Consider the following 23935-nt stretch of genomic DNA (forward strand, 5'->3'; position numbering starts at 1 on the left):
AGCGCACGCAACTATATTGCGTGGCTAAATGCAAGCGGGAAGGTGCCGCAATGCGGCATCAGTTGCCCATGATCATGCCCTGAAGCGACTCTTTCTCCATATGGAGCTCGTTCAGACGCGCCTTGACCACGTCCCCGATTGAGATCACGCCGACCATCTTGCCGTTCTCGCGCACGGGCATGTGGCGGAAGCGGCCCTCGGTCATCAGGCTCATCACCTCTTCGGTGCTGTCCATCGGGGCGCAATGCTTGACGTCGCGGGTCATGACATCACTGGCGGTCATCACCAGACAATCCGCACCGCGCCGCGCGATTTCACGCACAACATCGCGTTCCGAGACGATCCCGTCGACGGTTTCCCCGTCTTGCGAGACGATCACCGCACCGATGCGTTTCGAAGAAAGCAGGGCGACGACCTCGCTCAGCTTCATGTCGGGGGCGACGGTGAAAACTTCCATCTCGCCCTTGTTCTTGAGAATCTGCATAACCTGCATCGGCGTCTCCTTGAAAAACGTCGTCTAAACCCAAGCGTCCCACTGCTTTCATAGATTTGTCAACGGCTTTGCGGTTCACGGGGCCGCCAGTTATATTTCAACCGCAGCGTGTTCGAGCCGCGCGACCTCGTCGCGAAGCCCCTGCCCTAGCGCTTCGGCGAAGCGGGTCAGACGCTCGGATCGGCGGTCATCGGCGTGGCGGATCAACCAAAAGGCGCGGTTGAGCCGGATCTCGTCGCCCAGCACCCGTTGAACGCCGGGGGCGAAGGGGATCGCGAAGTCGTGGACAATGCCCACGCCCGCGCCCGCCTCGATCATCCGGGTTTGCACGGCCGCTGAATTCGACGCCAGCCCCATCACCTCGGCCTCGGTCTCGGCGAAGTAGTCCAGCTCCTTGTCGAAGATCATGTCGGGGATGTAGCCGATCATCCGGTGATGACGCAGATCCTCCTTGCAGGTGATCGGCGGCGCCTTCGCGAGATAGTCGCGATGCGCGGCGAGGCTAAGGTGATAGTCGCTCAGCTTCTGCACGGTCAGGCGACCCGCCGTCGGGCGCGAGACCGCGATTGCCATATCCGCCTCGCGTTTCGAGAGGTTGAAGACCCGCGGCAAGGCGACGACCTGGATCTCCAGCCCGGGATTGTCCTCGGCGATCTTCGCGCAGACCTGCGGTAGAAGGTAATTCGCGCAGCCATCGGGCGCGCCGATCCGCAACTGCCCCGTCAACTGGCCCGCGATGCCGGACAGCTCTTCATCGGCGCCCGCGAAGACCTGCTCCGCCGCCTCGGCATGGGGCAGGAGCCGATCGCCCGACTCGGAGAGCGCATAGCCCTGCGGCGATTTCACGAAGAGTTTCGCGCCCACCCCTTCTTCGAGCCGCGCGATGCGCCGTCCTACGGTGGCCGCGTCCAGCTTCAACCGCCGCCCGGCGCCCGACAGGCTCTCGGCCCGTGCGACGGCAAGGAAAATCCGCAGGTCGTCCCAGTCCATATCGCGCTCCTCTTTGCAAAAATGCAAAACGCTTTTGAGCTACTTCCTCTTTTATGCTCAATTTCGCAAGGCTAGAGTGCGCCCAAGCCAAGATTATCTGTAGGAGGAGCGTCTCATGGAAGAAATCGGTCACTGGATCAACGGCAAGCGCGTTGCAGGCACGTCCGGCCGCTTCGGCGAAGTCTTCAACCCCGCCACCGGCGAGCAGATCGCCAAGGTCGCGCTGGCCACCCCGGCCGAGCTGGATGCCGCAATCGCGGACGCCGCAAAAGCGCAGCTGGAATGGCAGAAGGTCAATCCGCAGCGCCGCGCCCGCGTGATGATGAAATTCGGTCAACTGATCGAGCGCGACATGGACAAGCTCGCCGAGGCTCTGTCGAAAGAGCACGGCAAGACCATCCCCGACGCGAAGGGCGACGTGCAGCGTGGCCTCGAAGTGATCGAGGTCTGCATGGGCGCGCCGGCGATGCTCAAGGGCGAATACACGGGCGACGCAGGCCCCGGTATCGACCTCTACTCGATGCGCCAGCCGCTGGGCGTCGTGGCCGGCATCACGCCGTTCAACTTCCCTGCCATGATCCCGCTGTGGAAAATGGGCCCGGCGCTTTCGGCAGGTAACGCGATGATCCTCAAGCCGTCCGAGCGCGTGCCGACCACCGCGATCATGCTCGCGGAACTGGCGCAGGAAGCCGGTCTTCCCGATGGCGTTCTGCAGGTCGTCAACGGCGACAAGGAAGCCGTGGACACGATCCTCGATCACGAAACGATCCAGGGCGTGGGCTTCGTGGGTTCGACCCCGATCGCGCAATACATCTACGGTCGTGCGGCCACCAACGGCAAGCGCGCGCAGTGCTTCGGCGGTGCGAAGAACCACATGATCATCATGCCCGACGCGGACATGGACAAGGCCGCCGACGCGCTGATCGGCGCGGGCTACGGCGCCGCTGGCGAGCGCTGCATGGCGATCTCGGTTGCGGTTCCGGTGGGCGACGGCACGGCGGATGCGCTGGTCGAACGTCTCGTGCCGAAGATCGAGAAGCTGAAAGTCGGCCCCTATACCGGCGGCGACGACGTGGATTACGGCCCCGTCATCACCAAGCAGGCGCAGGAGCGGATCAAGTCGCTCATCAATTCGGGTGTCGATCAGGGTGCGAACCTTGTCGTCGACGGCCGCGACTTCTCGCTGCAGGGCTATGAGGACGGCTTCTTCGTCGGCCCGTCGCTCTTCGACAACGTCACCCCCGACATGGACATCTACAAAGAGGAAATCTTTGGCCCGGTCCTGTCGATGGTGCGCACGAAGTCCTATGACGAGGCGCTCGATCTTGTCATCGACAGCCCCTACGGCAACGGCACCGCGATCTACACCGCCGATGGCGATGTGGCACGCGACTTTGCGGCGAACGTCAATGTCGGCATGGTCGGAATCAACTTCCCGATCCCGGTTCCGCTGAGCTACTACACCTTCGGCGGCTGGAAGAAGTCGGCCTTCGGCGACCTCAACCAGTACGGCCCGGACGCCTTCCGCTTCTACACCAAGACCAAGACCGTCACGGCGCGTTGGTTCTCGGGCATCAAGGACGAAGGCGCGGCGCTGAACTTCAAGGCGCTCGACTGATCTTGCGGCGGGCGGTTCGCGAACCGCCCTCCCCCACAGATAGGAAAACGCCCCGCCGATTGGCGGGGCGTTTTTCGTGGCATGAGACCGTGCGGATCAATCGATGTCCCAGTCATCCTCATGCGAGACGCCGCCCAGTGCCAGCCAATCCGCGCGCACCCGCGCCACACGACTGTCGCCCCAGGTGCGGAAGACGATCACGAAGCCATCTGGCGTGACGCCGTCGCTGGAGATATCCATCCGCGAATTGTGCTTGCCGTCCACGTCCCACATCGACAGCGAGACCTGCACCATCGGCGTCGCGCGGAAGGGCTCCGCGAAGGCAACCTTCTTGCGCAGCTCGCGCGGGCCCTCGCCCGTCCACATGGCGCCGCCATCCTGATAGTCGGAGAACAGCGCGAGCGAGCCGCGTTGCATCCCCAGACGGTGGCTTTCGATCGTGATCATCGAGACAGGGCCTCTTTCTTTCAACCTGAGGCAGAGCTTACCGCAACTGCAGACAATAAAAAGCCCCGGAAAATCCGGGGCTTCCTAAATCTTTTCGCGAGAGGTCTCAGCTCAGCATATGCGAGCCGAGGGCCTCCATGTCAGCCAGCAGCTTCGCGGTCATGTCGGCCACCGAAGGATGCGCCTCGTCATGGACGCGGCGGGCCTCCTCGATCAGGCGATCGTGGACTTCCTTGGTGAACTCTTCCGCGGGCAGCGAACGCTCGGCCAGAACCGTGATCCCCTCGGGGGTGATCTCGGCGAAGCCACCCGTCACCGCGTAGCTCTGGGTTTCCGACCGCGTCACCATCGTCAGCTTGCCGGGACGCAGCGTGGTCAGCATCGGCGCGTGGCCGGGCATGACCGTGAGGTCACCATCCGCACCAGGCACCATGACCTCGACCGCCGCCTCTTCCGAGGCCAGCTTGCGCTCGGGCGCAACGAGATCGAATTGCATCGTGTCGGCCATAATGCCTCCTTACGCCGCAGCGGCGAGTTTCTCGGCTTTCGCTTTCACGTCCTCGATGCCGCCAACCATGTAGAAGGCCGCTTCGGGCAGGTGATCGTATTCGCCCGCAACAACCGCCTTGAACGACTCGATGGTGTCTTCGAGCGGAACCTGAACGCCGTCCGAACCGGTGAACACTTTCGCAACGTCGAAGGGCTGCGAGAGGAAACGCTGGATCTTACGGGCACGAGCCACGGTCAGCTTATCCTCTTCGGACAGTTCGTCCATACCGAGGATGGCGATGATGTCCTGCAGAGCCTTGTAGCGCTGAAGGATCTCCTGCACCTGACGGGCGACCTTGTAGTGCTCTTCGCCGACGATGCCCGGATCGAGGATACGCGAGGACGAGTCCAGCGGGTCCACAGCCGGGTAGATGCCGAGTTCCGAGATCGCACGCGACAGAACGGTCGTGGCGTCGAGGTGGGCGAAGGTGGTGGCCGGAGCCGGGTCGGTAAGGTCATCCGCGGGCACGTAGACGGCCTGGATCGAGGTGATCGAGCCGGCTTTCGTCGAGGTGATGCGTTCCTGCATCGCGCCCATGTCGGTGGCCAGCGTCGGCTGGTAGCCCACTGCCGAGGGGATACGGCCCAGAAGTGCGGACACCTCGGAACCCGCCTGCGTGAAGCGGAAGATGTTGTCCACGAAGAACAGAACGTCGGTACCCGACTGGTCGCGGAACTGCTCGGCCAGGGTCAGACCGGTCAGAGCGACACGCGCACGCGCACCCGGAGGCTCGTTCATCTGGCCGTAAACCAGTGCCACCTGCGAGCTCGACAGATCGTCGGGCTTGATGACGTTGGATTCGATCATCTCGTGGTAGAGGTCGTTCCCTTCACGGGTCCGCTCGCCCACACCGGCGAACACGGAGTAGCCCGAGTGCACCTTCGCGATGTTGTTGATCAGCTCCATGATCAGAACGGTCTTGCCGACGCCAGCGCCGCCGAACAGGCCGATCTTACCACCCTTGGAGTAGGGTGCGAGCAGGTCGATGACCTTGATGCCGGTCACGAGGATTTCCGAGGCGGTCGCCTGGCTCTCGAAGTTAGGCGCGGGCTGGTGGATGGCGCGGGTTTCTTCCGCTTCCACGGGGCCTTTCTCGTCCACGGGCTCGCCGATCACGTTCAGGATGCGGCCGAGGGTCGCGTTGCCGACCGGCACCGAGATCGGCTTGCCGGTGTCTTTCACGCCGGCGCCGCGCACGAGACCTTCGGTCGCGTCCATTGCGATGGTACGCACCGAGTTTTCGCCGAGGTGCTGAGCCACTTCGAGAACGAGGCGCTTGCCGTTGTTCTCGGTTTCCAGCGCGTTGAGGATCGCAGGCAGCTCGCCGTCGAACTGCACGTCGACGACGGCGCCGATGACCTGGGTCACTTTACCATTGCTTGCCATGTCTGTCTTTCTCCGGTTCCGTCAGAGCGCCTCGGCGCCCGAAATGATTTCGATGAGTTCCTTGGTGATCGCGGCCTGGCGCGTGCGGTTGTATTCGATCGTCAGCTTGTCGATCATATCGCCCGCATTGCGCGTCGCAGAGTCCATCGCTGACATCCGCGCACCTTGTTCCGAGGCACCGTTTTCCAGCAGAGCCGTGAAGATCTGCGTGGCGACCCCACGCGGCAGCAGATCCTCGAGGATTTGCGTCTCGCTGGGTTCGTAGTCGTAATTGACGCTCGGCGTTTCTTCGCCCTCTTCCGGTTCATAGGAAGCGGGGATGATCTGCTTCGCGGTCGGGCGCTGCGCGATCACGCTCTCGAAGATCGAGAAGAAGATCGTCGCGACGTCGAACTCGCCATTGTCGAAGCGACCGATCAGGTCGCGGGCGATCTTCTGCGCGTCGTCATAGCTCAGGCGCTTGACGTCGCTCAGATCGACGTGGCCGATGAAGTACTGACCGTATTCACGGCGCAGCGCATCGCGGCCTTTCTTGCCGACGGTGAGGATCTTCACCTCTTTGCCCTCGGCCAGCAGCTTTTCAGCCGTCTGGCGCGCGAGCTTCGCAATATTGGCGTTGAAGCCACCGCACAGGCCGCGTTCGGCGGTCATGACCACCAAAAGCTGCACCTTGTCCGAACCGGTGCCCGAAAGCAGGCGCGGCGCGTTGTCCCGGCCCTGGACCGAACTTGCGAGCCCCGCCATCACGGAGTGCATCCGCTCGGCATAGGGGCGCGCAGCTTCGGCCGCTTCTTGAGCGCGGCGCAACTTTGCGGCGGCGACCATTTGCATCGCCTTCGTGATCTTCCGCGTGTTCTTGACGCTTCCGATCCGGTTTTTAAGGTCCTTAAGGCTGGGCATGTCCCTGTCCTTTCAGGCCAATCACGCGTAGGTCTTGGCGAATTCGTCGATAGCGGCTTTCAGCTTGTCGGCCGCGTCACCCTTGATCTTCGGATCCTCGTTCGTGAGCCAGTCGAGGATGTCCTTGCGCGAGTTGCGCAGGTAATCCAGCAGACCCTGTTCGAACTTGCCGACCTCGGAGACCGGGATGCTATCGAGGAAGCCGTTGGTGCCGGCGAAGATGACGGCCACGATTTCCGCGTTGGTGAGCGGCGAATACTGCGGCTGTTTCATCAGCTCGGTCAGACGCGCACCACGGTTCAGCAGCTTCTGAGTTGCGGCGTCGAGATCCGAGCCGAACTGAGCGAAGGCCGCCATTTCGCGATACTGTGCCAGTTCCAGCTTAACCGGGCCTGCCACGGTCTTCATCGAGTTCGTCTGAGCCGACGAACCAACACGCGACACCGACAGACCGGTGTTCACGGCGGGACGGATACCTTGGTAGAACAGTTCCGTCTCGAGGAAGATCTGACCGTCGGTGATCGAGATCACGTTGGTCGGGATGAAGGCCGACACGTCGCCGCCCTGGGTTTCGATGACCGGCAGAGCGGTCAGCGAACCTGCGCCGAAGTCTTCGTTCAGCTTCGCCGAACGCTCCAGCAGGCGGGAGTGCAGGTAGAAAACGTCGCCCGGATATGCTTCGCGGCCCGGCGGGCGACGCAGCAGCAGCGACATCTGACGATAGGCGACAGCCTGCTTCGAGAGGTCATCATAGATGATCAGCGCGTGCATGCCGTTGTCGCGGAAGTATTCCGCCATCGCGGTCGCAGTGTAGGGCGCGAGGTACTGCATCGGCGCGGGGTCCGAAGCGGTCGCGGCGATCACGGTGGTGTATTCGATCGCACCGGTCTCTTCGAGCTTCTTAACCAGCTGCGCCACGGTCGAGCGCTTCTGGCCGATCGCGACGTAGAAGCAGTGCAGCTTGTTGGACGGATCAGCGTCGTTATACGACTTCTGGTTCAGAATGGTGTCGAGCGCGATTGCGGTCTTACCGGTCTGACGGTCGCCAATGATCAGCTCGCGCTGGCCACGGCCGATCGGGATCATCGCGTCAACCGACTTGAGGCCGGTCGCCATCGGCTCGTGAACCGATTTACGCGGGATGATGCCCGGAGCTTTCACGTCGGCGACGCGACGCTCTTTCGCTTCGATGGCGCCTTTGCCGTCGAGCGCGTTGCCGAGACCGTCTACCACGCGGCCGAGCAGCGCTTCACCGACCGGCACGTCCACGATGGAGTTAGTGCGCTTGACGGTGTCGCCTTCTTTAATGTCTTGGTCCGAACCGAAGATCACGACACCGACGTTGTCGGTTTCGAGGTTCAGTGCCATCCCGCGGATACCACCGGGGAATTCAACCATCTCACCGGCCTGGACGTTATCGAGCCCGTAGACGCGCGCGATACCGTCGCCAACCGACAGCACGCGACCGACTTCGGCCACTTGGGCGTCCTGCCCGAAATTCTTGATCTGCTCCTTGAGGATCGCAGAAATCTCAGCTGCTTGGATGCCCATTTATCCGACCTCTTTCATGGCGTTCTTGAGAGAAGCGAGCTTCGAACGGATCGACGTGTCGACCATGCGCGAGCCCAGCTTTACGATCATGCCACCGATGAGGCTTTCATCGACGGCGGTGTTCAGTTTGACGGTCTTGCCCGTCTGGTTTTTCAGCACTTCGGCGAGCTTCTTGGCCTGTGCGGCGCTGAGCTTGCTGGCCGAGGTGACATCTGCGGTCACTTCGCCCTTCTCGTCCGCGATCAGGTCCGACAGCGCCTTGAGCAGCTGCGGCAGCACGAAGAGACGACGCTTAGCGCCCATCAGTTGCAGACCGTTCTTCATCGGGTCCGACAGACCCATCTTGGCTGCCAGAGCGCCGATTGCGGCTGCCTGCTGATCGCGCGTGTAGACCGGCGATGCAATCACCTCACGCAGCTCGTCAGAGCCAGCCAGCGCCTCCGACAGCGCGGAGACATCGGCTTCGAGCGCGGCGAGGGCATTTGCTTCGCGCGAGAGTTCAAAAATGGCCAGCGCATAGCGGCCGGCGATGCTTGCGGAAATCGAAGCTGGTTCGGACACGTCCACCCTTCCGATGCGTTTTGCCCCGACCCGGAACAGGCCGTGGGGCGCTCCCCCGGCGCGCTTGAGACATGCCCTCCGCGCCGCTTATCGGGGAGGTCACTAGCAGAGCAATCCCCCCCTCGCAACCATCTTGAGCACGAGAATGTGAGCAGAATGCCTCCAATCTGCCCTTCGTCGCGGGAAGGTGACAGGCAGGGGAGGATTTTGTGGGCGCTAACAGGAATTTGGACCGGTTGGTCATGGAACGCCGCGCGAGGGTGATTCACCTCAATACGCGTTGGCGGTCGAAAAATTATTCGCGCCCTGCGACGGGACGCAGGAGAGTTGCGCGGCGGGCGATACGCGAAGGTGATTGTTGCGTCTCGACTGTTTTTCCCGCGGGAGGCATTAACTCCGTGTCAGGCCGGGTCCGTCGCCGGTTTCACCGCCCCTTCGAGAATCGACAGCGGTTTGCGGACCCGTGCGCCCAAACCGGAATCATGGCGCGCATGGACCTGCTTGGAGACTTCCAGCATCACGACGCCCGCCGCCAGCACGCCCGCTGCCTTGGTGCCCAGCCGTTCCCACATCGCGGCCGAGCGCAGCCAGAAGCGGCGATGGCTCGGCGGGATGTAGAGCGCACCGGTATGGCGCTCGGGCACGAAGCCGGACCGGCGTGCGAGCTGATCGAGCTGCCCGAGCGTGTAGGGCTTGCCGAAGCCGAAGGGCGTCGTTTCCCGCGGCGCCCAGAGCCCGGCGCGGTTGGGCACAATGAACAGCGCCCTGCCCCCCGGCCCCAGCACCCGCCAGCATTCCTGCATCAGGGCCTCGGAATTGTCGGAGGTCTCGAGCCCGTGCATCACGATCAGCCGATCCACCCGGCCCGTCTCCAGAGGCCAGCGCGCCTCGTCGCACAGGACCGAGACATTGGGCATCCCCGCAGGCCACGGCATCACGCCCTGCTCGGCCGGCATCAACCCGATCACCCGACGGGCAGGCTCGAGGTAAGGACGCAGCAGCGGCACAGCGAAGCCATAGCCCGCCACCGTCTGCCCCGCCATCTGCGGCCCCGTCGCGGGCCACATCGAAACAACGCGATCCCGGATTGCCCGCTGCGCCGCACGGCCTAGCTGGGTCCGGTAGTAGAAATTCCGCAGGTCGAGTACGTCGAGATGCATTGCGCCTTTCGCTTCCTTCGGCTTACCTATGTTGCAAGATAATCAAAGCGGTAGAAAACACCATGGCCGTTGAGCTTCTCATCATTCCCTGTCTCGCCGACAACTATGCTTATGTCGTGCACGAGGCGGCGACGGACACAACCACCGTGATCGACGTTCCCGAAGCGCCGCCCATTCTCAAGGCGCTGAACGAACGGGGCTGGAAAGCGAATCTGATCTTGCTGACGCATCATCACGCCGATCACATCGATGGCGTTCAGGCGCTGTCGGCGGCAACGGGGGCGAAAATCGTCGGGGCCAAGGCGGATGCGCATCGCCTTCCCAAGCTCGATCAGGAGGTCAGCCCCGGCGAAAAGCTCGCGATCGGGATGGAGCATGTCGAGGTTCTGCCCGCCGATGGGCATACGGTCGGCCATATCGCCTATTACTTCCCCGAGGGCGGTCTACTGTTTTCCGGCGACAGCCTGATGAGCTGGGGCTGCGGACGTCTCTTCGAGGGCTCGGCGCAGCAGATGTATGACACGTTGTCTCGATTTAGCGAGTTGCCCGACGAGACGCTGGTCTGTTCGGGGCATGAATATACTGAGGCAAATGGTCGCTTCGCGCTCTCGATCGAACCGGAGAACCCGAACCTCATCGACCGGATGGAGAATGTCCGCGCCATTCGCGCTCAGGCCCGCCCCACCGTTCCGGTCGAACTGGGTCTGGAGAAAGCGACCAACCCGTTCCTGCGCGGCGACGACCCGAAACTGCGCACGGCGCTCGGCCTGCCCGAAAGCGCGACGCCGGTCGAGGTTTTTACCGAAGCGCGCGCCCGCAAGGACCGGTTCTAAGCCTCACCGCCGCGCGTCGCGCAGCACGCTCAGCGCCAGCGCGGCGAGCACCGTCCCCATCGCCCAGCGCTGCACGCGCATCCAGAGCGGACGCGTCGCGAGGAACCGGGCCATTGCGCCTGCGCCCAGCACGATCGCGGCGTTGACGCCCACCGAGATGACGATCTGCACCGCGCCCAGCGCCAGTGACTGCGCCAGCACCGATCCCGCCGCGGGGTCGATGAATTGCGGCAGCAGCGACAGATACATCACCGCGATCTTCGGATTAAGGAGGTTGGTGACGAAGCCCATCACGAACAGCTTGCGCGGCCCGTCGATCGGCAACTCGCGGGTCTCAAAGGCCGAACGCCCGCCCGGCCGCACCGCCTGCCATGCCAGCCAAAGCAGATAGAGCGCCCCGGCAATCCGCAGCGCGTCATAGGCATAAGGCACGGCGAGCACGATCGCAGTGATCCCGAAGGCCGCACAGAGCATGTAGAAGACAAAACCCAGCGCCACCCCACCCAGTGAGACCAGTCCCGCGCCGCGCCCCTGACAGATCGTGCGCGAGACCAGATAGATCATGTTGGGACCGGGGCTCAGCACCATGGCCAGCGCCACGGCACCGAAGGCGAGGATATGGGACAGGTCGGGCATCGAAGGGCTTTCTCAGTGGTCCGTGCAGATTAAAGCGGCCCCTGCGCGCCGCAAGCCCGCGCTCAATCAAGCTTCGCGAAGGTTGCCTCCAGATAGGGCGCGTATGTCTCCCAATCCTGCGAGCTGCCTTTGTAGATCGGCTTGCGCACCTGCGTGTTCGACGTGGTCGCAACCGTGCGGGCGTTGTCCTGAGGGCGCAGACAGGCATCCTCCCAAGGCAGCCCGAGCGCCTCGATCAATGCGCGGCTACGCGCCTCGGGGTCTTCCGTCAGCGCCTCGTAGTCGCAATCGACGAGCGCACCGGGCTGTGCCGCCCAATGCGCCATCAGATCGCGATAGAGCCCGTGATAGGCCACGAGATCGTCCAGATCATGCGCGTAGCCATTCCCCGCGCTGGAAAAGAAGTTGCGATAGATCGACCAGAGCGTCGCGCGCGCATCACGATGGACATGCACGATGAGCGCGCGCGGAAACAACGCCCGGATCGCGCCGATCCAGCGGAAGTTGAGCGGCATCTTGTCGGTCACGAACGGCTTTCCATCGGCCAGCCCGGCAAGCGTCTCGTAATAGGCGGCGCGGATGCGCCCCGCCTCCCGGGTCAGGGCCTCCGGGTCGCTCCAGTCGAGCGCGCTCATCTCGCGATCGAGCGTGGCGATCTCATCGCCGGGCGCGACCTGACTGTGCTGGGTGACGATCTGCTCGACCAGCGTCGTGCCCGAACGGGGCAATCCGAGCAGGAAGATCGGCACCGGGGCAGCCCTGTCGGCCTCGGTCTCGGGGATCGGCAGGTGAGCTTCGGCAAACCGGTCGCGCAGTTGCGCAAACAGCTTGCGGTCCTGCGCGATGTCGTAGCCCAGCTCGGCCTTGCGCCGCGCATTGGCCGAGTGCCAGAGCGCGAAGGCCCGCTCGGTCCTGCCCACATCATGCTGCGCCTTGGCGAGCGCGAATTCGAGCAGCATCCGATCGTGCTCCGAATGCCCTTCCGCCGCGACCTGCTTTTCGAGTTGTGAAAGCAGCGGGTCATCCGGCGCGAAGCGATGCAGGGGCGAGAGGTTCCACCAGGCCTCGGCATAACTCGGGTCAGCGGCCAGCGCCGCCTCGAACCGTGCCTGCGCGCCCACGATGTCGCCCTGTGCGAGAAGTACGATCCCAAGATTGTTCAACAGCAACACATGGCGCGGATCGAGCGACAGCCCCTTTTCCAACCGGAGTCGTGCCCCGGAGAAATCCCCCTCGTTCAGCAGCAGGTTGCCCAGATTACTGAGCATATGCACATCATTCGGCGCGACCTCGAGCGCGGCCTCGAACCGTGTGCGCGCCTCGGCCTCGCGGCCCAGCGCGAGCAGCGCATTGCCCAGATTGTTGAGCGCGACCGGATCGCGCGGGCGCAGCGCCAACACGCGCTCGAACTGAACGATCGCGTCTTGGTGCTGCCCCAGCTCCATCAGCTCATTGCCCAGATTGCCGTGCGTATCGGCATGATCCGGGCGCAAGGCGATCAGGCGGCGATAGGTCTCGGCCGCCCCGGCATGGTCGCCCAGCGCCCCCTGCCCCGCCGCGCGAAATTCGAGCAACAGTATGGTGTCAGGATGGATCCGCAGCGCGCGGTTCGCCTGGTCGACCAGCTCGCGATTGCGCCCCGTCTGCATCAGTCCCATCAACTGCTGAACCAGCGCGCGCGGCGGCCCCGCCGCAGGTTTCGCCTTACTGGCCTGCTCCAGCGCCTCAAGCCCCGCCTTCGCGCGTTTGTTGCCAGGAAAGCGCCCAAGCACTTCTCGGTAAAGCGCCTCGGCCTGCGCGAATTCCCCACGCTTTGCATGACTGCGCGCAGCAAGCAGAACCTTGTCGACGGACCAAGCCATTGGCTTTCACTCGCAAAATCGTCCCCCGACCATTGCGAGCACCCACGCCGTGAAGAGCGCGGCAGAAAACCTGCCGCAACATCATCGCGAGGCGCACCTAAGGAAAAAAATGAAACCGCTCGGGAATCGGGGGAGGCTTACCTAAGTGCCCTCACAGGTTAATGACGATTCTGTGACAAACAAGCCCAGACTCTCAGTCGAGCTTGGCGAAAGCCGTCTCCAGATGGGGCGCGAATTTCTCCCACGCCTGCGAGCTGCCCTTGTAGATCGGTTTCGTAACCTGATCGCGCGACGCGGTGCGCGCGATGCGGGTATTGTCCTGCGGGCGCAGACACGCCTCGTCGAAAGGCAGCTCGAGATAAGCCAGCACGTCGCGGATCACCGGCTCCGGCGTCGCGGTCAGCCGTTCGTAATCGAGATCGTAAAGCGTCGCGCCGAACAGCGTGCGCCAATGCGCCATCAGGTCGCGATAGAGGCCATGATAGGCAACGAGATCGTCCAGATCATAGGCGTAATCATTGCCGTCGGAACTGAAATTGAGCCGGAAGATCGACCAGATCACCGCACGCGGGTCGCGGTTGGTGTGGACGATCTTCGCCTGCGGGAAAAGCGCCCGGATCGCCCCCAGCCAGCGGAAATTGAGCGGCATCTTGTCGGTCACAAAGGGCGCGCCCTGCCCGAGCTTGCGCAGTTTCTCGCGATACTCGGCGCGGATCGCGGGCGCTTTCTGCCCCAGCAGATCGGGATCGGTCCAGTCGAACTCGTTGAACTGTTGGCTCAGCTCGGTCAGCTCTCCGCCCGGTGCGACCTGCGGATGCGCGGAGATGATCTGCTCGGTCAGGGTCGTGCCCGAGCGCGGCAGGCCAACGATGAAGATCGGCTCGGGGCCGTCAGGCGCGGTTTCGGGGATTTCGGCGGGCGGGGCGGGAAACGCCTGTTTGATCTGGGCGAAACGCTCCACGTCGCGCGCAATCGTGTAGCCCTGTGCCTCTTTGCGCAGCGCATTACCGCGCGTGTAATGACCGAAAGCGGCCTCGGTCTCGCCCGACTCCTCACGCAGCTTGCCAAGCGCGAATTCGAGCCCCGCGCGTTGCTTCGCGCTATGGCCCGGCTGCGCGAGCGAATCCGTGAGCGCATCGAAAAGCGGATCGTCCGCTGTGGCGCGCTGGATATGGGCGAGCCCAGCGAGTGCATCCGGGAAGCCGGGCCGGTAGTGCAAAGCGCGCTCGTAATTCTCGCGCGCCGATTGCTTGTCGCCTTTTGCGAGAAGGAGATCGCCCAGCGACGACAGGGTCAGATAGTGATCGGGCACTTTGTGCAAGAAGGCCTTGAGGTGGAATTCCGCCTCCTCCAGCTCTCCATCTTTCGCCAGCATATTCCCCAGATTCAGCTGTGCTTCGGCGAAATCGGGCGCAGCCTCATGGGCGGCGTGATAGAGTTTGCGTGCGGTCTTGTCGTCACCCGCCCGGCGTTTCGCATTGCCGATGTTATTGAGCGAAACCGGATCGCCGGGCCGTAATTCCAACACGCGCTCGAACTCGGCCACGGCCTCGTCATCGCGGTTCAGCGCCATCAGTTCGTTGCCGTAGCTGCCATGCGCGTCAGGCGCGTCAGGGAACATTCCCACCAGCTCGCGATAGAGCGCCGCCGCGCCCTCGTGATCGTCCAGCGCCGAGAGCGCCGCTGCACGGACTTCCATCGCAGCCGGCGCACGCGGGAATTGCTTGAGGACACGGGCGGCGGCCTCGGCGGCCTCGCGGTCACGGCCCGACTTCTTGAGCCCGAAGAGCTGGTCGATCACCGGGCGCGGCGGGTTCATCGGACGGGTCGCGCGCGACTGCGCGATCTCGGCCAGCCCGGCCTGCGCCCGCTTGTTGCCGGGAAACTTTGCGAGGACCTCGCGATAGAGCGCCTCGGCCTCGGCAAAGGCCCCGCTTTTCGCATGGCTCTTCGCCGTGCGCAGCGTCTTGTCTATCGGTCCGGCCATTGCGCTGTCTCCGTCTTCTGTCCCGCCTGTAAAGTCGCGCCGCACCATAGAGCCACCGCTCATGATGGCAAGATGTCAGACGCCCTTGCAGTCGTCACCCAGCCCTTAACCGGCGACGCCGTGCCACTGCGCCCTCGCCGCCCCCGCGCTTGCATCCGCGCGTGCCAGGCGCGATACCTGACGCAAGTTAACCCCAGCGAACCGATGCCGATCTCACACCTGCCCAAGAATGTCCGCCGCCAGTTGCGCCGCTTCGGCCCCTCCATGGGGCGCAGGCCCGCGGTCGACATTCTGCGCGGCGCGGTCGGCGCGGGGGTAGCGATCCTCGTCGTGACCTTCATCGTGGCCACCCTGCCCCATTCGCGACAGGCCGGGATCTACCTCGTCTCCAGCTTCGCCTCGATGGCGGTGCTCTTGTTCGTTTTGCCGAATTCGCCTCTTGCGCAGCCATGGTCCGCGATGATGGGGATGATGATCTCCGCCGTGGTGCCGGTCGCGGTGCTGATGGTGACCCCGCCGCCCTATGCGGACGGGCTGGCGGTCGGCGGGTCGATCGCGGCGATGATGGCGGCGCGCGCGCTGCATCCGCCCGCAGCCGGGATCGCGCTGCTGGTGGTGCTGGAACACGAGGCGGGACGACGGCTCGGCTTCGATTTCGCGATCTTCCCGATCGCGGTGATGACCGTGCTGATGATCGGGTTCGCGATGCTCTGGAACCGGCTGTTCGGCATTTCTTACCCGACGCGCCCTCTCGCCTATCATCCGGCCCATGTCGGACGCGCGCGCGGCCCGGCTCGCTCGCTGAGCCAGCGCGACCTGTCGAACCTTCTGGTCGAGTTCAACCAATCGGCCAATATGGACCCCGCCGATCTGGCGCGGCTGATGGCGGTGGCCGAACACCGCGCCGCCGAGTCCCTTCTCGCCGATACGCATGTGCGCGATCTGATGACGCAGAACCCCGTCACCGTCAGCCCCGAAGCGCCGCTGTCCGAGATCGTGCGCAAGATGACCGCGCTCAACGTGCATACGCTGCCGGTGGTCGACAATTCCGGCTATTACCTCGGCGTGGTCGATCAGCACGACGCGCTGGAGGAACTGTTCAAGGAATTCGACATCCTGCGCCGCCCGCTGCGCTTTCGCGCGGCGCCCCCTGAGGCCGAGGTCCGCGCGATCTTCCATACCGATATCGAGACCGTCGAGGGCGACACGCCGGTGGGCGAATTGCTCGAACGGCTGGCCCGGCGCGAGGCGCGCGTCGTGCCCGTGACCGAAAGCGGGCGACTTGTGGGAATCCTGACCCGGACCGACATCATGGCGCTGCTTTTGGAGCATTCGCCTGCCGCCCATACCGAGGCGGAGCTCGACGAAGAAGTCGACGATGAGGATGATGACGGGGAGCCCGCCGAGGCGGCCTCGCCCAAGACGAAGCCCGCGGCGCGCGTCGAAGACACGCCTGAGCGCGGGGGCAACACCGACCCTGAAGAGGCCGAACTGGCCGCGGAATTGCACCAAAGCACCGCGCGTCGTCCGCCGGTCTATGAGGACACGCAATACGACACCGCTGAAAGCCGCGGCGAGTCGCCCAAGTAACCGGCAATACGCTTGAACGCGCGAAAACCCTCCCCATATGGGAGAGGTCACACGCAACCCCCCAAGATATTGCGCGCCTCATCGGTATCCCTGCACCGTCGCGCCCGTTAAATGACCGTTTTTTCCGCACGAATCGGAGTCCGGTCGGATTTTGGGCATGAAAAGACTTGAAGCGTGGCGATTTCCACCGAACTTTAATCTTATAGGGCAACACTAGGCTGGGTATCCTCCCGCGCCGCCCTCCGAGGAAAGGAGCAGATAATGCCGTCGTTTTCCAATACGCTCGAACAGGCAATCCACGGGGCGCTGGCGCTCGCCAATGCCCGAAAGCATGAACTCGCGACGCTAGAACACCTGCTCCTCGCCTTGATCGACGAGCCGGACGCAGCGCGGGTGATGAAGGCCTGCGCCGTCGACACCGACGAATTGCGCCAGACCTTGGTGGAGTTCATCGACGATGAGCTATCCACCCTCGTGACCGAAATCGAAGGCTCGGAAGCCGTGCCGACCGCGGCCTTCCAGCGCGTGATCCAGCGCGCGGCCATCCATGTCCAAAGCTCGGGCCGCTCGGAAGTGACCGGGGCCAATGTGCTCGTCGCGATCTTCGCGGAACGCGAAAGCAACGCCGCCTATTTCCTGCAAGAGCAGGACATGACCCGCTACGACGCGGTGAACTTCATCGCGCATGGTGTGGCGAAGGACCCCGAGTTTGGCGAAACGCGCCCGGTGTCGGGGGCCGAGGAAGAGGCCAAAGCCGAAGGGGCAACCCAGGCCGAAGCCAAGGATTCCGCGCTCGAGAAATACTGCGTGAACCTCAACGCGAAATCCGAGAAGGGCGATGTCGACCCGCTGATCGGGCGTGAGCATGAGGTGGAGCGCTGCATTCAGGTGCTGTGCCGCCGCCGCAAGAACAACCCGCTTCTGGTGGGCGATCCCGGCGTGGGCAAGACCGCGATCGCGGAAGGTCTCGCGCTGAAGATCACGCGCGGCGAAACCCCGGAGATCCTCGCCAATTCGACGATCTACTCGCTCGATATGGGCGCGTTGCTCGCGGGCACCCGCTATCGCGGCGACTTCGAGGAGCGTCTGAAGGCCGTGGTGAAGGAGCTTGAAGAGCATCCCGATGCGATCCTGTTCATCGACGAGATTCACACCGTGATCGGGGCTGGCGCGACCTCGGGTGGCGCGATGGATGCCTCCAACCTGCTGAAGCCCGCGCTTCAGGGCGGCAAGCTGCGCACCATGGGCTCCACCACCTACAAGGAGTTCCGCCAGCACTTCGAGAAGGACCGCGCGCTGAGCCGCCGGTTCCAGAAGATCGACGTGAACGAGCCGTCGGTGCCGGATTCCATCAAGATCCTGATGGGTCTGAAACCCTATTTCGAGAAGCACCACGACATTCGCTACACCAACGACGCCATCAAGACGGCGGTGGAGCTGTCGGCGCGCTATGTCCATGACCGCAAGCTGCCCGACAAGGCGATCGACGTGATCGACGAGGCGGGCGCCGCCCAGCATCTCGTGGCCGAAAGCAAGCGGCGCAAGACCATCGGCCCGAAAGAGATCGAGGCGGTCGTCGCCAAGATCGCGCGGATCCCGCCGAAATCGGTCTCGAAGGACGATGCCGAGGTGCTCAAGGATCTCGAGAAGTCCCTCAAGCGCGTCGTGTTCGGTCAGGACAAGGCGATCGAGACGCTGTCCTCCGCGATCAAGCTGGCCCGTGCGGGTCTGCGCGAGCCTGAGAAGCCGATCGGCAACTACCTCTTCGCGGGGCCGACCGGCGTCGGCAAGACCGAGGTCGCCAAGCAGCTCGCCGATACGCTCGGCGTGGAACTGATGCGCTTCGACATGTCGGAATACATGGAGAAGCACGCGGTCTCGCGTCTGATCGGTGCGCCTCCGGGCTATGTCGGCTTCGATCAGGGCGGCATGCTGACCGACAGCGTCGACCAGCACCCGCATTGCGTGCTGCTGCTCGACGAGATCGAAAAGGCCCACCCGGATGTCTACAACATCCTGCTGCAGGTGATGGATCACGGGAAGCTCACCGACCATAACGGCCGGACCGTCGACTTCCGCAATGTGATCCTGATCATGACCTCGAATGCGGGCGCCGCCGAGCAGGCGAAGACCGCAATCGGCTTCGGGCGCGACCGGCGCGAGGGCGAGGATACGGCCGCGATCGAGCGGACCTTCACGCCCGAGTTCCGAAACCGTCTGGACGCGGTGGTCAGCTTCGCGCCGCTGCCGCGCGAGGTGATCTTGCAGGTGGTCGACAAGTTCGTGCTGCAACTCGAAGCGCAGCTCATCGACCGCAACGTCCATATCGAGCTCACCCCGGCCGCCGCGAACTGGCTCGCCGAGAAGGGCTACGACGACAAGATGGGCGCGCGTCCGCTGGGCCGGGTCATTCAGGAGCATATCAAGAAGCCGCTCGCCGAAGAGCTGCTCTTCGGGAAGCTCACCAAGGGCGGCGTCGCCAAGGTCTCGATCAAGGACGACAAGATCGTCATCAAGGTCGAGGAACCGGGCAAGAAGCGGATCTCCGGCTCCAAGCCGCGCCTGCTGACCGCCGAATGATCTAGCCCGTGCTTCGCGCGGTATTGATAAGCCTTCTCGTCCCGGCCGTGCCCTGCATGGCCGGGACTTTTCTATCCGACGCGCCAAAGCTGCAGATGCCGGTCGAGTGCACACTTGGCCAAGATTGCTACATCCAAAACTACGTCGACCGCGCCCCTGGTCCCGGCGCGCGAGACGCGGGTTGCGGCGGGCTGACCTATGACGGCCACAAGGGCACCGATTTCGCACTGCTGACAGAAGCGCAGATGCAGGCGGGCGTGCAGGTGATCGCCGCCGCCCCGGGCCGGGTGATCGCCACCCGCGACGGAGAGCCCGACGGGGCTTATGCCAGCGGGCTAACGGTTTCCGGCAAGGAATGCGGAAACGGGATCGTCATCGATCTCGGACACGGCTGGCAGACCCAATATTGCCACCTGCGCGACGGCTCCATCTCCGTGACCCGCGGCGATCAGGTGGCGGCGGGCGACCCGCTCGGCCTCGTCGGACAATCGGGTAAAGCAGCGTTTCCCCATCTGCATCTCTCGCTGCGCCACGACGACACCGTGATCGACCCGTTCGACCCTGACATGCAGGACGCCTGCGCCACCGATGCAACGCAAACGCTCTGGTCCGCCCCGGTAAAATATACACCGAGCGGCTGGCTCGAGGCCGGGTTCACCGCCACCCTGCCACGCTTCGAGACAGTCTTGGCTGGCGCTCCCCTGCCCCCGCCCCGCGACACCGGACCCGCGCTAATCTTGTGGGGCTACGGTTTCGGCCTGCGCGCGGGGGACACGATCGGGTTCGAGATCACCGGCCCGGACGGGATCAGCTTCAGGACGACCAGCGAGGTCGACGCGTCCATGGCCCGGTTCTTCCGCTATGTCGGCAAGAAGACATCACCTAGCGGCTGGCCCGAAGGCACCTACGCAGGACAGATCACGCTCAGTCGCGACGGCGCGGTGATCGCCCGACGCGACGTCAGCACCGACATCGACTAGCCCTCACGGGATCCGCGCGGCAGGCCCCGGCTGACCTGAGGGCTTCTCCCCGGCCTTGGCCTTCTGCGCGGTTTCTTCCTCGAACGCCTCGGGCGGCAGGAGCGAGATCAACCGTCCGCCCGGTTCGACCTTCATCTCGGCCGGATCGATCACGAAGCGCAGATCGCCGCTTTTTGCCACGACCATCACGGGCTTCGCGTTGGGCCGCTTTTCTCGCCACTGGGTCAGCGTGTATTCCTCGGTGATCCGGGTCACGCGGAAACGCCATCCCTCGGATAGCAGCTTCTCCCAATTCTCCAGCGTCCGCCCCTCGCCTAAGCGGCGCCCACCGAGCTGCGTCGGCAGCGCGTGGCGCTCGCGGTCGTCCTTTTGGCGCGGCACCTGCCAGACCTTGTCGCGGCCCAGCTCGGGCGCGAGATCGGTCGCGACGAGCGTGTTGTAGGCGTCGTTATCGGTGGCGGCGAGCAGGGTCGAATAGGCCATCAGCTCGACCTTGTCCTCCGCCGCCTCGCCCAGAATGTCGCCGTAGAAGGTCTTGAGCCCATTGGCGCGCGGGCGGATCAGGTGGGCGTGGTTCGGATCGGTGATCAGCACCGGCACCTCGGCCTTGTTCAGCGTCTCGGCCAGCGCCGTGGTGAAGCGCGAGCCGCCCACGATCAGCAGCCCCGGCTTGTCGGCATTGGCGAGCCCCAGCTTTCGCGCCAGCGGCGCCAGCGTGAAGCCGTGCACGATCACCGTCACCAGCACCAGCACGAAGGCCAGCGGCCCGATGCGCAGCCCGTCCGCGACGCCGATCTCGGCCAGACGCTGCCCGAAGAGGCCCGCCACCGCGACCAGCACCACCCCGCGCGGGCCGGTGAAGGCGATCAACAGCCGTTCGTTGCGCGGCAGTGCTGTCCCGATCAGCGAGATCAGCACCGTCAGCGGCCGCGCCACCAGCACCACGAGAATAACGAACAGAAGCGCGTGCCAGTCGAGCGCGGCGAGCTGGTCGATCTCGATATTCGCGGCGAGCAGGATGAAAACGCCCGAGACCAGCAGCACCGTCGCATGCTCCTTGAAACGGCGCAGTTCCTCGTAGGACGGCAGGTCGGCATTGCCGATCACCAGCCCCATCACGGTGACCGCAAGCAGCCCGCTTTCATGCAGCACGTGATCCGTCACCGCGAAGGTGCCCAGAAGCGTCGCGAAGAGCACCGGCACCTTCATGAATTCCGGCACCCACCCGCGCGAGAAGCTGCGCGCGATGCCCCAGCCGATCGCGCCGCCGATCGCGGCCGCAAAGCCGATACCGAGCGCGAGATGCCACACCGCCTCGCCCATCGGCAAGTTGGAGCGCAGCGTGAACACCACCTCGAAGGCCAGAACCGCCGCCAGCGCGCCGATCGGATCGTTCACGATGGCTTCCCATTGCAGCAGACGCGCGGGGCGGCGGGCAAGTTTCGCCGTACGCAGAAGCGGCGCGATCACCGTGGGGCCGGTCACGACCATGATCCCGCCGAAAACAGCCGCGCTTTCCCAGCTGAGCCCCGCGCCCCAAACGAGCGCGAGCACCGAGAGGAACCAGCCCAGAGGCGCGCCGATGAAGACCAGTCGCCGTACGCCGGTTTTCGCGTCGCCCAAGCGGTGGAAATCTAGAGAAAAGCCCCCCTCGAACAGGATCACCGCCACCGCGAGCGCGATCAGAGGGCTCAGCAAGTCGCCAAAATCCCGGCTCGGGTTCAAAAGCCCCGTCGCGGGCCCCGCGATGAGCCCTGCGACCAGCATGATCACGATGGCGGGCAGGCGCAGGCGCCAGGCCAGCCATTGCGCCCCAACACCGCACACACCCACCAGCGCAAAGGCCAATACCGGGCCGAGACCCGCCGATTCCGCGATTGCCATACCTGTCCCTCGTCACGCTTCGGGATCAAACCCCGTTCAGGAGGTCAGGTTCCGTGCCCTTTTGCAAGAGGCCGAATATCGCGCAGGACCGCGCTATGTTCCGCGCGCAGCCCCGGGTCACCCCCTGAAAAGATTGACCTTTGCGTCGCAATCCGGTAGGGCGCAGTCAAGCTCCGTAATCCGGCGGAGCTTCTCCTGGGCGCCCGGTTCCTAAAGCGCCCGACAGCGGCCCCGCCCGATGCGGGTCGCGACAGGACGCGATCAAAGGTAAACCAAGGAAACCCATGACTAAATTCACCGATCTGAAGCTGGACCCGAAAGTCCTTTCCGCCGTTGTCGACGCTGGCTACGAAGAGCCCACGCCCATTCAGGCTGGCGCCATTCCGCCCGCGCTCGAAGGCAAGGACGTGCTCGGCATCGCGCAGACCGGGACCGGCAAAACCGCCAGCTTCACCCTGCCGATGCTGACGCTGCTGCGCCGGGGCCGCGCCCGCGCCCGGATGCCGCGCTCGCTCGTGCTCTGCCCGACGCGCGAACTGGCAGCCCAGGTCGCCGAGAACTTCGACCTCTACGCCAAGAACACCAAGCTGACCCGCGCGCTGCTGATCGGCGGCGTGTCGTTCGGCGAGCAGGACAAGCTGATCGACAAGGGCGTCGACGTGCTGATCGCGACGCCGGGCCGCCTGCTCGACCATTTCGAGCGTGGCAAGCTGATCCTGACCGACGTGAAGGTCATGGTCGTCGACGAGGCCGACCGGATGCTCGACATGGGCTTCATCCCGGATATCGAGCGCATCTTCCAGCTGACGCCCTTCACGCGCCAGACGCTGTTCTTCTCGGCCACGATGGCCCCTGAGATCGAGCGGATCACCAACACCTTCCTGCATGCGCCGACGCGGGTCGAAGTTGCGCGTCAGGCGACCACCGGTGCGAACATCACCCAGAAGCTGATCCAGATCGAACCGGCGCGCCGCGACCAGACGGCCAAGGCCAAGCGCGAATTGCTGCGCGCGGTGATCTCGGCCGAGGGCGAGGCCTGCACCAACGCGATCGTCTTCTGCAACCGCAAGGTCGATGTCGATATCGTCGCCAAGAGCCTGCAGAAATACGGCTTCGACGCCGCCCCGATCCATGGCGATCTCGACCAGAGCCAGCGCACGCGCACGCTCGAGAATTTCCGCGATGGCAAGCTCAAGCTGCTGATCGCCTCCGACGTGGCCGCGCGCGGTCTCGACGTGCCTTCGGTGAGCCACGTCTTCAACTACGACCTGCCGATGCATGCCGAGGATTACGTCCACCGGATCGGCCGCACGGGTCGCGCGGGCCGCAAGGGCACGGCGATCTCGATCGCGGTCCCGTCGGACGAGAAATTCCTCGGTCAGATCGAAAGCCTCGTCGAGCAGGAAATCCCGCGTGCCGAGCCGCCTGAAGATTTCGAGCTGTCCGAAGGCGCGAAGCAACCGGCGCGCAAGCGCGAAGACGCCAAGGGCGGTCGTTCGCGCGGCGGACGCAGCCGGGATCGTGGCGGGCGTGGGTCGAAACGCGACCAGCGCAGCGAAGAGACGCAGCAGCCGCAAAGCGCCGCGCCGCAGGAGCAGCAGGAGCAAGAGCAGGCGCCCAAGAAAGCCGAGGCTCAGCCCGAAGAGGCCCGCAGCGAAGCTGCCCCCGAGGCCGCGAGCGCTCCGAAGCCGCAATCGCGCAGCCAGTCTTCCGACGAGGGCGGTAATGCCCGCCGGTCGCGCGGTGGTCGCAACCGCCGCGAGCGCGACAACGAAGTCGTGGGCATGGGCGATCACGTTCCGGACTTCCTCACCGTCTCCTTCCGCCCCGGCGCGGTTGAGGAGACCGCCGAGGACAAAGCGGATAGCTGACGCTTTCGTATTGGTAAAAATATCCCCGCCGGAGGCTTCCTCCGGCGGGGTTTTTC

The 23935-nt window shown here is 64.3% G+C and carries 19 protein-coding genes; 6 read left to right on the top strand and 13 right to left on the bottom strand.

What is annotated here, in order from left to right; all coding sequences use genetic code 11:
- Positions 1 to 58 precede the first annotated feature (58 nt).
- Together F8R15_RS07250 and F8R15_RS07255 are read right to left on the bottom strand one after the other, a co-directional pair.
- A complete protein-coding gene (locus tag F8R15_RS07250) occupies positions 59 to 493 on the bottom strand; it encodes a CBS domain-containing protein (RefSeq protein ID WP_152844119.1) in 435 nt (144 codons plus the stop codon).
- Between the two features lie 90 nt (positions 494 to 583).
- Positions 584 to 1483 carry a LysR family transcriptional regulator gene (locus tag F8R15_RS07255; protein WP_078519397.1) on the bottom strand — a complete coding sequence of 300 codons (900 nt, stop codon included), beginning with the start codon at positions 1481 to 1483 and terminating at the stop codon, positions 584 to 586.
- 115 nt (positions 1484 to 1598) lie between these two features.
- On the opposite strand from F8R15_RS07255, the gene F8R15_RS07260 reads away from it, so the two are divergent.
- Positions 1599 to 3101, top strand: coding sequence for a CoA-acylating methylmalonate-semialdehyde dehydrogenase (locus F8R15_RS07260; protein ID WP_078519398.1), 1503 nt, complete (start codon positions 1599 to 1601; stop codon positions 3099 to 3101).
- 96 nt (positions 3102 to 3197) lie between these two features.
- Here F8R15_RS07260 and F8R15_RS07265 read toward each other — a convergent pair whose 3' ends face one another.
- The 7 genes from F8R15_RS07265 to F8R15_RS07295 all read right to left on the bottom strand — a co-directional run bounded on the left by F8R15_RS07265 (position 3198) and on the right by F8R15_RS07295 (position 9656).
- A complete protein-coding gene (locus tag F8R15_RS07265; RefSeq protein WP_152844120.1) occupies positions 3198 to 3548 on the bottom strand; it encodes an H-type lectin domain-containing protein in 351 nt (116 codons plus the stop codon).
- A gap of 106 nt (positions 3549 to 3654) precedes the next feature.
- Positions 3655 to 4056 carry a F0F1 ATP synthase subunit epsilon gene (locus tag F8R15_RS07270; RefSeq protein ID WP_078519400.1) on the bottom strand — a complete coding sequence of 134 codons (402 nt, stop codon included), beginning with the start codon at positions 4054 to 4056 and terminating at the stop codon, positions 3655 to 3657.
- Positions 4057 to 4065: 9 nt separating this feature from the next.
- Positions 4066 to 5484, bottom strand: coding sequence for a F0F1 ATP synthase subunit beta (gene atpD, locus F8R15_RS07275; RefSeq protein WP_078546654.1), 1419 nt, complete (start codon positions 5482 to 5484; stop codon positions 4066 to 4068).
- 21 nt (positions 5485 to 5505) lie between these two features.
- On the bottom strand, positions 5506 to 6384 hold the full coding sequence (locus F8R15_RS07280; protein WP_078519402.1) for a F0F1 ATP synthase subunit gamma: 879 nt from the start codon (positions 6382 to 6384) through the stop codon (positions 5506 to 5508).
- Between the two features lie 21 nt (positions 6385 to 6405).
- Complete coding sequence (gene atpA / locus F8R15_RS07285; protein ID WP_078539506.1) at positions 6406 to 7935, bottom strand: F0F1 ATP synthase subunit alpha; 1530 nt, start codon at positions 7933 to 7935, stop codon at positions 6406 to 6408.
- A complete protein-coding gene (locus tag F8R15_RS07290; RefSeq protein WP_078546650.1) occupies positions 7936 to 8496 on the bottom strand; it encodes a F0F1 ATP synthase subunit delta in 561 nt (186 codons plus the stop codon).
- 401 nt (positions 8497 to 8897) lie between these two features.
- A complete protein-coding gene (locus tag F8R15_RS07295; protein WP_078519404.1) occupies positions 8898 to 9656 on the bottom strand; it encodes a class I SAM-dependent methyltransferase in 759 nt (252 codons plus the stop codon).
- Positions 9657 to 9718: 62 nt separating this feature from the next.
- Here F8R15_RS07295 and gloB point away from each other — a divergent pair, with 62 nt between their 5' ends.
- Positions 9719 to 10489: a hydroxyacylglutathione hydrolase gene (gene gloB / locus F8R15_RS07300; protein ID WP_152844122.1), complete on the top strand. Its 771-nt coding sequence runs from the start codon at positions 9719 to 9721 to the stop codon at positions 10487 to 10489.
- 3 nt (positions 10490 to 10492) lie between these two features.
- Here gloB and F8R15_RS07305 read toward each other — a convergent pair whose 3' ends face one another.
- From F8R15_RS07305 to F8R15_RS07315, 3 genes are all read right to left on the bottom strand, one after another.
- On the bottom strand, positions 10493 to 11125 hold the full coding sequence (locus F8R15_RS07305; protein ID WP_152844123.1) for a LysE family translocator: 633 nt from the start codon (positions 11123 to 11125) through the stop codon (positions 10493 to 10495).
- A 62-nt stretch (positions 11126 to 11187) separates the two neighbouring features.
- A complete protein-coding gene (locus tag F8R15_RS07310) occupies positions 11188 to 12987 on the bottom strand; it encodes a tetratricopeptide repeat-containing sulfotransferase family protein (protein WP_152844124.1) in 1800 nt (599 codons plus the stop codon).
- 193 nt (positions 12988 to 13180) lie between these two features.
- The gene (locus tag F8R15_RS07315) at positions 13181 to 14974 is read right to left on the bottom strand and encodes a tetratricopeptide repeat-containing sulfotransferase family protein (protein WP_172976184.1); all 1794 of its coding nucleotides are present in this window, start codon (positions 14972 to 14974) and stop codon (positions 13181 to 13183) included.
- A 204-nt stretch (positions 14975 to 15178) separates the two neighbouring features.
- Between F8R15_RS07315 and F8R15_RS07320 the strand changes: the two genes are divergently transcribed.
- The 3 genes from F8R15_RS07320 (at position 15179) to F8R15_RS07330 (ending at position 20124) form a co-directional block, all read left to right on the top strand.
- Positions 15179 to 16564, top strand: coding sequence for an HPP family protein (locus F8R15_RS07320; protein ID WP_172976185.1), 1386 nt, complete (start codon positions 15179 to 15181; stop codon positions 16562 to 16564).
- A 261-nt stretch (positions 16565 to 16825) separates the two neighbouring features.
- Complete coding sequence (gene clpA, locus F8R15_RS07325) at positions 16826 to 19144, top strand: ATP-dependent Clp protease ATP-binding subunit ClpA (protein ID WP_078519409.1); 2319 nt, start codon at positions 16826 to 16828, stop codon at positions 19142 to 19144.
- A gap of 56 nt (positions 19145 to 19200) precedes the next feature.
- Positions 19201 to 20124, top strand: coding sequence for a M23 family metallopeptidase (locus tag F8R15_RS07330; RefSeq protein ID WP_152844127.1), 924 nt, complete (start codon positions 19201 to 19203; stop codon positions 20122 to 20124).
- A 3-nt stretch (positions 20125 to 20127) separates the two neighbouring features.
- Here the strand turns inward: F8R15_RS07330 and F8R15_RS07335 are convergent, their stop codons facing one another.
- The gene (locus F8R15_RS07335; RefSeq protein ID WP_152844128.1) at positions 20128 to 22008 is read right to left on the bottom strand and encodes a sodium:proton antiporter; all 1881 of its coding nucleotides are present in this window, start codon (positions 22006 to 22008) and stop codon (positions 20128 to 20130) included.
- A gap of 284 nt (positions 22009 to 22292) precedes the next feature.
- Here F8R15_RS07335 and F8R15_RS07340 point away from each other — a divergent pair, with 284 nt between their 5' ends.
- Positions 22293 to 23879, top strand: coding sequence for a DEAD/DEAH box helicase (locus tag F8R15_RS07340; protein WP_152844129.1), 1587 nt, complete (start codon positions 22293 to 22295; stop codon positions 23877 to 23879).
- Positions 23880 to 23935 lie beyond the last annotated feature (56 nt).

Source organism: Thioclava sp. JE_KL1, assembly GCF_009296265.1.
GTDB lineage: Bacteria > Pseudomonadota > Alphaproteobacteria > Rhodobacterales > Rhodobacteraceae > Thioclava.

Bases quoted from the DNA above. Each gene is read 5' to 3' on its own strand.
- F8R15_RS07250 (WP_152844119.1), bottom strand. From the start codon at position 493: ATGCAGGTTATGCAGATTCTCAAGAACAAGGGCGAGATGGAAGTTTTC.
- F8R15_RS07255 (WP_078519397.1), bottom strand. From the start codon at position 1,483: ATGGACTGGGACGACCTGCGGATTTTCCTTGCCGTCGCACGGGCCGAG.
- F8R15_RS07260 (WP_078519398.1), top strand. From the start codon at position 1,599: ATGGAAGAAATCGGTCACTGGATCAACGGCAAGCGCGTTGCAGGCACG.
- F8R15_RS07265 (WP_152844120.1), bottom strand. From the start codon at position 3,548: ATGATCACGATCGAAAGCCACCGTCTGGGGATGCAACGCGGCTCGCTC.
- F8R15_RS07270 (WP_078519400.1), bottom strand. From the start codon at position 4,056: ATGGCCGACACGATGCAATTCGATCTCGTTGCGCCCGAGCGCAAGCTG.
- atpD (WP_078546654.1), bottom strand. From the start codon at position 5,484: ATGGCAAGCAATGGTAAAGTGACCCAGGTCATCGGCGCCGTCGTCGAC.
- F8R15_RS07280 (WP_078519402.1), bottom strand. From the start codon at position 6,384: ATGCCCAGCCTTAAGGACCTTAAAAACCGGATCGGAAGCGTCAAGAAC.
- atpA (WP_078539506.1), bottom strand. From the start codon at position 7,935: ATGGGCATCCAAGCAGCTGAGATTTCTGCGATCCTCAAGGAGCAGATC.
- F8R15_RS07295 (WP_078519404.1), bottom strand. From the start codon at position 9,656: ATGCATCTCGACGTACTCGACCTGCGGAATTTCTACTACCGGACCCAG.
- gloB (WP_152844122.1), top strand. From the start codon at position 9,719: ATGGCCGTTGAGCTTCTCATCATTCCCTGTCTCGCCGACAACTATGCT.
- F8R15_RS07305 (WP_152844123.1), bottom strand. From the start codon at position 11,125: ATGCCCGACCTGTCCCATATCCTCGCCTTCGGTGCCGTGGCGCTGGCC.
- F8R15_RS07310 (WP_152844124.1), bottom strand. From the start codon at position 12,987: ATGGCTTGGTCCGTCGACAAGGTTCTGCTTGCTGCGCGCAGTCATGCA.
- F8R15_RS07315 (WP_172976184.1), bottom strand. From the start codon at position 14,974: ATGGCCGGACCGATAGACAAGACGCTGCGCACGGCGAAGAGCCATGCG.
- F8R15_RS07320 (WP_172976185.1), top strand. From the start codon at position 15,179: ATGCCGATCTCACACCTGCCCAAGAATGTCCGCCGCCAGTTGCGCCGC.
- clpA (WP_078519409.1), top strand. From the start codon at position 16,826: ATGCCGTCGTTTTCCAATACGCTCGAACAGGCAATCCACGGGGCGCTG.
- F8R15_RS07330 (WP_152844127.1), top strand. From the start codon at position 19,201: ATGGCCGGGACTTTTCTATCCGACGCGCCAAAGCTGCAGATGCCGGTC.
- F8R15_RS07335 (WP_152844128.1), bottom strand. From the start codon at position 22,008: ATGGCAATCGCGGAATCGGCGGGTCTCGGCCCGGTATTGGCCTTTGCG.
- F8R15_RS07340 (WP_152844129.1), top strand. From the start codon at position 22,293: ATGACTAAATTCACCGATCTGAAGCTGGACCCGAAAGTCCTTTCCGCC.